The 6,180-nt window shown below is 71.0% G+C and carries 7 protein-coding genes; 5 read left to right on the top strand and 2 right to left on the bottom strand.

The window, feature by feature from the left end:
- The 4 genes from NJ376_RS03550 to NJ376_RS03535 form a co-directional block, all read left to right on the top strand.
- Positions 1–188, top strand: a 188-nt coding sequence (locus NJ376_RS03550; protein WP_456308918.1) for a succinate dehydrogenase, cytochrome b556 subunit, incomplete at its 5' end; no start/stop codon positions are given.
- Between the two features lie 12 nt (positions 189–200).
- Complete coding sequence (gene sdhD / locus NJ376_RS03545) at positions 201–599, top strand: succinate dehydrogenase, hydrophobic membrane anchor protein (protein WP_252951849.1); 399 nt, start codon at positions 201–203, stop codon at positions 597–599.
- A gap of 29 nt (positions 600–628) precedes the next feature.
- A complete protein-coding gene (sdhA, locus tag NJ376_RS03540) occupies positions 629–2,440 on the top strand; it encodes a succinate dehydrogenase flavoprotein subunit (RefSeq protein WP_252951848.1) in 1,812 nt (603 codons plus the stop codon).
- 74 nt (positions 2,441–2,514) lie between these two features.
- The gene (locus NJ376_RS03535) at positions 2,515–3,297 is read left to right on the top strand and encodes a succinate dehydrogenase iron-sulfur subunit (RefSeq protein ID WP_252951847.1); all 783 of its coding nucleotides are present in this window, start codon (positions 2,515–2,517) and stop codon (positions 3,295–3,297) included.
- A 125-nt stretch (positions 3,298–3,422) separates the two neighbouring features.
- Here the strand turns inward: NJ376_RS03535 and NJ376_RS03530 are convergent, their stop codons facing one another.
- A complete protein-coding gene (locus NJ376_RS03530) occupies positions 3,423–3,605 on the bottom strand; it encodes a hypothetical protein (RefSeq protein ID WP_252951846.1) in 183 nt (60 codons plus the stop codon).
- A gap of 201 nt (positions 3,606–3,806) precedes the next feature.
- Between NJ376_RS03530 and asnB the strand changes: the two genes are divergently transcribed.
- Positions 3,807–5,732: an asparagine synthase (glutamine-hydrolyzing) gene (asnB, locus tag NJ376_RS03525; RefSeq protein WP_252951845.1), complete on the top strand. Its 1,926-nt coding sequence runs from the start codon at positions 3,807–3,809 to the stop codon at positions 5,730–5,732.
- A gap of 13 nt (positions 5,733–5,745) precedes the next feature.
- Here the strand turns inward: asnB and NJ376_RS03520 are convergent.
- Positions 5,746–6,180: FkbM family methyltransferase (locus NJ376_RS03520; protein ID WP_252951844.1), on the bottom strand; the 435-nt coding region annotated here is incomplete at its 5' end.

Raw genomic sequence — 6,180 nt, 5'->3', positions numbered from 1 at the left:
TGCTCGGCCTGTTCGGCCTGACGGCGGCCGCCTGGTTCCACACCCTGAACGGCATCCGCCACCTGGCCTGGGATGCCGGCTATGGCTACGACATCCAGACCACCTACCGCAGCGGCCGCTGGGTGCTGATCGGCACCGGCGTCGCCACGCTGCTCACCTGGCTCATCGCCATCATCGCCTGGGGCTGAGGGAGAGACGCCATGGCCACCGAAACCGGCGCCCACGCCACGCTCCGCTCCCCGCTCGGCCGCGTTCGCGGCCTCGGCTCCGCCAAGGGGGGCACCCATCATTGGTGGATGCAGCGCGTCAGCTCCATGGCGCTGCTGCCGCTGATGCTGTGGTTCACGATTTCCGCCGCCCTGCTGGCCGGCGACAGCTACGCGGCGACGCTGGCCTGGATCGGCCGCCCGGTGAACGCCGTGCTGCTGCTGGCGACCATCGGCATCGCCTTCCAGCACACCGCCTCGGGCATCCAGGTCATCATCGAGGACTACGCGAACTCCGAATGGGCGAAGATGGCGGGCATCCTTGCGACCAAGGCCGTCTGCTGGCTGCTGGCGCTCGTCGCCGCGCTGGCGGTGCTGCGGATCGCGGTCTGAGCGCCGCCACGGGATAGGAAGACCGGACCATGAACGCGATCACCTCCCCCTCCCGCGGCGCCTACCGCATCGTGGATCACACCTACGACGTGGTCGTGGTCGGCGCCGGCGGCGCCGGGCTGCGCGCCACCTTCGGCATGGGCGCCGCCGGCCTGAAGACCGCCTGCATCACCAAGGTCTTCCCCACGCGGTCGCACACCGTGGCCGCCCAGGGTGGCGTCGGCGCCGCCCTCGGCAACATGGGCGAGGACGATTGGCGCTGGCACATGTACGACACCGTGAAGGGGTCGGACTGGCTGGGCGACCAGGACGCCATCGAATACATGTGCCGCGAGGCCATCCCGGCAATCATCGAGCTGGAGCATTACGGCGTCCCCTTCTCCCGCACCGAGGACGGCAAGATCTACCAGCGGCCCTTCGGCGGCCACATGAAGTACTACGGCAAGGAGCCCGCGATGCGGGCCTGCGCCGCCGCCGACCGCACCGGCCACGCCATCCTGCACACGCTGTACCAGCAGTCGCTGAAGCACAATTGCGAATTCTTCGTCGAGTATTTCGCCCTCGACCTCATCATGGATGAGGAAGGCGCCTGCCGCGGCGTCGTCGCCTGGTGCCTGGAGGATGGCTCCATCCACCGCTTCCGGGCGCAGCAGACCGTGCTGGCCACCGGCGGCTACGGCCGCGCCTATTTCTCCTGCACCTCCGCCCACACCTGCACCGGCGATGGCGGCGGCATGGTGCTGCGCGCCGGCCTGCCGCTGCAGGACAACGAGTTCGTGCAGTTCCACCCCACCGGCATCTACGGCTCCGGCTGCCTGGTGACGGAGGGCGCCCGCGGCGAGGGCGGCTACCTGACGAACTCGGAGGGCGAGCGCTTCATGGAGCGCTACGCGCCGACCGCGAAGGACCTGGCCAGCCGCGACGTCGTCTCCCGCGCCATGTCCATGGAGATCCGCGAGGGCCGCGGCGTCGGCCCGCTGAAGGACCACATCCACCTGCACCTGGAACACCTTGGCGCCGACATCCTGCATGAGCGGCTGCCGGGCATCTCCGAGACGGCGAAGATCTTCGCCGGCGTGGACGTGACGAAGGAGCCGATCCCGATGCTCCCGACCGTCCACTACAACATGGGCGGGATCCCGACGAACATCCATTGTGAGGTGCTGAACCCGACGGCGCAGGACCAGGACCGCGTGGTTCCCGGCCTGATGGCGGTGGGCGAGGCGGCCTGCGTCTCCGTCCATGGCGCCAACCGGCTCGGCACCAACTCGCTGCTCGACCTCGTCGTGTTCGGCCGCGCCGCGGCGCACCGGGCGGCGGAGATCGTGAAGCCGGGCGCCAGCCAGGCGCCGCTGCCGGCGGGCGCCGGGGAGAAGGCGCTGGATCGCCTCGACCGCGTGCGCAACGCCAAGGGCGGCACCTCGGTCTCCGATCTACGCCTCAACATGCAGCGCACCATGCAGACCCATGCCGCGGTCTTCCGCACCTCCGAGCTGCTGAAGGAGGGCGTGGACAAGATGCAGAAGGTCCATGCCGGCTACAGCGACATCCGCATCGCCGACCGCAGCCTGATCTGGAACAGCGACCTGATGGAGGCGCTGGAGCTGGACAACCTGCTCGGCAACGCGATGACGACAATCGTCGGTGCCGAGGCGCGCAAGGAAAGCCGCGGCGCCCATGCGCAGGAGGATTATCCGGAGCGCGACGACGCCAACTGGATGAAGCACACCCTGGCCTGGGTGGATGAGAAGGGCACGGTGAAGCTCGACTACCGCGACGTTAAAATGCGCACCCTGACGAACGAGGTGCAGGTCTTCCCGCCCAAGGCCCGCGTCTACTAGCGCATTGCTCCCGGGGGCAGGGCGCCGCCGCCCTGTCCCCGTCGCCCCGATCTTCGAAGGAAAGCTTTCGCCTGATGGCCACGTTCACCCTGCCGAAGAATTCCACCATCACCACCGGCCAGACCTACAGGGCGGAGCCGGGGGCGAAGAACGTCAAATCCTTCAAGATCTATCGCTGGGATCCGGACAGCGGCGCCAACCCGCGCACGGACACCTATGAGATCGACCTCGACAAATGCGGGCCGATGGTTCTCGACGCCCTCATCAAGATCAAGAACGAGGTCGACACCACCTTGACCTTCCGCCGGAGCTGCCGCGAGGGCATCTGCGGCTCCTGCGCCATGAACATCGACGGGCTGAACACCCTCGCCTGCCTCAAGCCCATCGAGGATGTGCAGGGCGAGGTGAAGATCAGCCCGCTGCCGCACATGCCGGTGGTGAAGGACCTGGTGCCGGACCTTTCCCAGCTCTACGCCCAGCTCCGCAGCGTTGAGCCCTGGCTGAAGAGCGACACCCCGCCGCCGCCGGACGGGGAGCGGCTGCAGAGCAAGGAGGAGAGGGCCAAGCTCGACGGCCTCTGGGAATGCATCCTCTGCTTCTGCTGCTCCACCGCCTGCCCCTCCTACTGGTGGAACGGCGACCGCTACCTGGGCCCGGCGGTGCTGCTGCAGGCCTATCGCTGGATCGCCGATAGCCGCGACGAGGCGACCGGCGAGCGGCTCGACAATCTCGAGGATCCGTTCCGGCTGTATCGCTGCCACACCATCATGAACTGCGCCCGGACCTGCCCGAAGGGGCTGAACCCGGCGGCCGCCATCGGCAAGATCAAGCAGATGATGGTGGAACGGCAGAGCTGACCACCCGCCCCACGGGCCGCCCTGCGGCGCCGTGGGGGCTGGTTGCGCCTGCGGGATTGCAGGCGGCGGGCGGATGTGCGGGGAACCGGCGCAGCGGCGCGGTCGCGGAGCGGGCCCCGGCAGCCTCAGTGCAGGCCGAGGGCCCGCGCCACGCCGAAGATGATGGCAAGCCAGGCGCCAAGGGCCAGGCCGAGGATGACGAGCCCAGCCATCGGCCAGGGCAGCCGGTCCGGCAGCCCGCCCAGCTCCGCCGCCTCGCCCGCCGGCTTGGCCAGCGCGGGGGCGCGGGAAGGGAACGGATGCTGCATGGGCGGCGGCTCCTCCTCGGGCAGGTGACGGGACCGGATGGCATCCGCCATCGCGGATTTACCCCTCGGCAATGAACAAGGGCTTAATCACGGGGTCGTTGCATGACGGGACCGTGAGCCCGCGCCTCTCACCAATTGATGCGCGCCCGGCCCGAACGCGCTAACACCACCAGGCGATTGCAGGCGAAGGATCTTCTCCATATGTGCGGCATCGTCGGTCTGTTCCATCCGCACGACCCTGCCTTGCCCCCCCGCGCCCTGGTGCAGCGCATGGCCGACGCGATCCGCCATCGCGGCCCGGATGGCGAGGGCTTCCACCTCGAGCCGCATCTCGCCCTCGGTCACCGGCGCCTTGCCATCGTCGATCTCGCCGGCGGCCATCAGCCGATGAGCTCGGAGGATGGCGAGGTCACGCTCTGCTTCAACGGCGAGATCTACAACCACCTCGCCCTGCGGCCGGAGCTGGAGGCCGCCGGCCACCGCTTCCGCACCCGGTCGGATACCGAGGCGATCCTGCTCGGCTGGCGGCAATGGGGGCCGGGGGTGCTGGACCGCATCTCCGGCATGTTCGCCTTCGCCCTCTGGGACCGCAGGCGGGGGGAGCTGCTGCTGGCGCGGGACCGGCTGGGGGAGAAGCCCCTGCACTATGCCTGGCTGCCGGACGGGACGCTCGCCTTCGGCTCGGAGATCGCGGCGCTGACCGCCCTGCCCGCCCTGCCCCGCCGGATCGACCCCGTGGCGGTCGAGGACTATCTGGCCTTCGGCTACGTCCCGGACCCGGACTGCCTCTGGCAGGGCATCCGCAAGCTGCCCGCCGCCCATGCCCTGCTGCTGCGGCGGGGGGAGGCGGCGCGGCCCGCCCCGCGCCGCTACTGGCAGGCGCCGCGCCAAGCCGCCCCCGCCCCGGCGGAGGCCCCGGCCGAGCTGGCCCGGCGGCTGGAGGATGCGGTCCGCGCCCAGCTCATGGCGGATGTCCCGCTCGGCGCCTTCCTCTCCGGCGGCGTGGATTCCAGCGCCGTCGTCGCCCATGCGGCGCGGGCCAAGGCCGGGCCGCTCGCCACCTTCACCATCGGCTTCCCCGGCGGCGCCGATGAGCGCCCCCAGGCGGCCGAGACCGCCGCCCGCTTCGGCACCGAGCACCATGCGGAGGCCGGCACCACCGACTATCTCGGCGCGGCGAGGGAGCAGGCGCGGCTGTTCGGGGAGCCCTTCGGCGACCATTCCGCCGTGCCCACCCTGGCCGTCTGCGCCCTCGCCCGGAAGCACGTGACGGTCGCCCTCTCCGGCGATGGCGGGGACGAGGTCTTCGCCGGCTATCGCCGCTACCGCTTCCATCGGATGGCGGAGGGGGTGCGCCGGCTGCTGCCCCCCGGCACCCGGCGGCAGGTCTTCGGCACCCTGGCCCGCATCTACCCGAAGCTGGACCGCGCCCCCCGCTGGCTGCGGGCGAAGGCCACCTTCACCGAGTTGAGCCTGGACGCCGCCCTCGGCTACTACCGCACCGTCTGCAAGCTGGGGGATGGCAGGCGCCGCGGCCTCTTCTCCCCGGCCCAGCGCGCCGCGGTGGACGGCCACGACCCGGCCGCCCGCATCGCCGCGCTGATGGCGGAATGCGACCCCGATGACGGGCTGCTGCAGGCGCAATACGCCGACCTGCACAGCTACCTGCCCGGCGACATCCTGGTGAAGACGGACCGCACGGCCATGGCCGTCTCGCTGGAGGTGCGGCCGCCGCTCCTCGACCCCGCCCTGGTGGCCTGGGGCCTGGCCCTGCCCGCCGGGCTGAAGCTGCGGGGGCAGGTGGGCAAGCATGTGCTGCGCCAGGCGCTCTCCCCGCTGTTGCCGGAAAGCCTGCTCCACGGCCCGAAGCGCGGCTTCGCGGACGCCATCGGCGGGGAGTTCCGCCGCCGCGGGGCGGAGGTGAAGGCGCGGCTGCTCGGCGCGCCGATGCTGGATAGCGGGCTGTTCGATCCTGCGGCCCTGGCCCGGCTGGCGGAGGAGCATGAATCCGGCCGCTTCGACCATGCCCAGGCGCTCTGGCAGCTCCTGGTGCTGGAGGGGTTCCTCGCCGGCCTTGCCGGGGCGGCGCCCAGGGCGGGCCGCCCGCCCGCCCTGGTGGGGGCCTGAGGGGATGCCGCCCTCAGCCGCGCTGCCAGAGCAATTCGCCCTCCAGTGGCCCGGCATGCGGCACCAGCGTGCCGTTCTTTGGCCGGTAGGGGCTGAGGCCGAGGCGGCGCAGCAGCTCCCCGATCGCGTCCAGCCGGTGGCCGTAGCGCGCCGCGTGGCGCGCCACCAATTCGGTCTGCACGATGATGCCCGGGCTGGCGGCGATGGTCTGCTGCGCACCCTGCAGCACCGGCAGCTCGAACCCCTCGACGTCGATCTTGAGATAATCCACCGCGCCGATGCCGAGCTCCGGCAGGGCGAGATCAAGCGTCGTCATCGGCACGCGGCCGCCGCCCTCCGTCCCCGCTGCCACATGCGTCTCGCCCGGATTGGCCGCGGCATAGGCCATGGCTATCTCCCCGGGCGCGGCGCCCAGCGCCTGCTGCAGCGCGGTCATCTGCGTCAGGCC

Origin of the sequence: Siccirubricoccus soli (assembly GCF_024178315.1) — a bacterium.
Classification (GTDB): Bacteria; Pseudomonadota; Alphaproteobacteria; order Acetobacterales; family Acetobacteraceae; genus Siccirubricoccus; species Siccirubricoccus soli.
The sequence above is the reverse complement of the archived record's forward strand: the minus strand, read 5'-3'. Positions and strand labels throughout refer to the sequence as shown.

Bases quoted from the DNA above. Each gene is read 5' to 3' on its own strand.
- asnB (WP_252951845.1), top strand. From the start codon at position 3,807: ATGTGCGGCATCGTCGGTCTGTTCCATCCGCACGACCCTGCCTTGCCC.
- NJ376_RS03535 (WP_252951847.1), top strand. From the start codon at position 2,515: ATGGCCACGTTCACCCTGCCGAAGAATTCCACCATCACCACCGGCCAG.
- NJ376_RS03530 (WP_252951846.1), bottom strand. From the start codon at position 3,605: ATGCAGCATCCGTTCCCTTCCCGCGCCCCCGCGCTGGCCAAGCCGGCG.
- sdhA (WP_252951848.1), top strand. From the start codon at position 629: ATGAACGCGATCACCTCCCCCTCCCGCGGCGCCTACCGCATCGTGGAT.
- sdhD (WP_252951849.1), top strand. From the start codon at position 201: ATGGCCACCGAAACCGGCGCCCACGCCACGCTCCGCTCCCCGCTCGGC.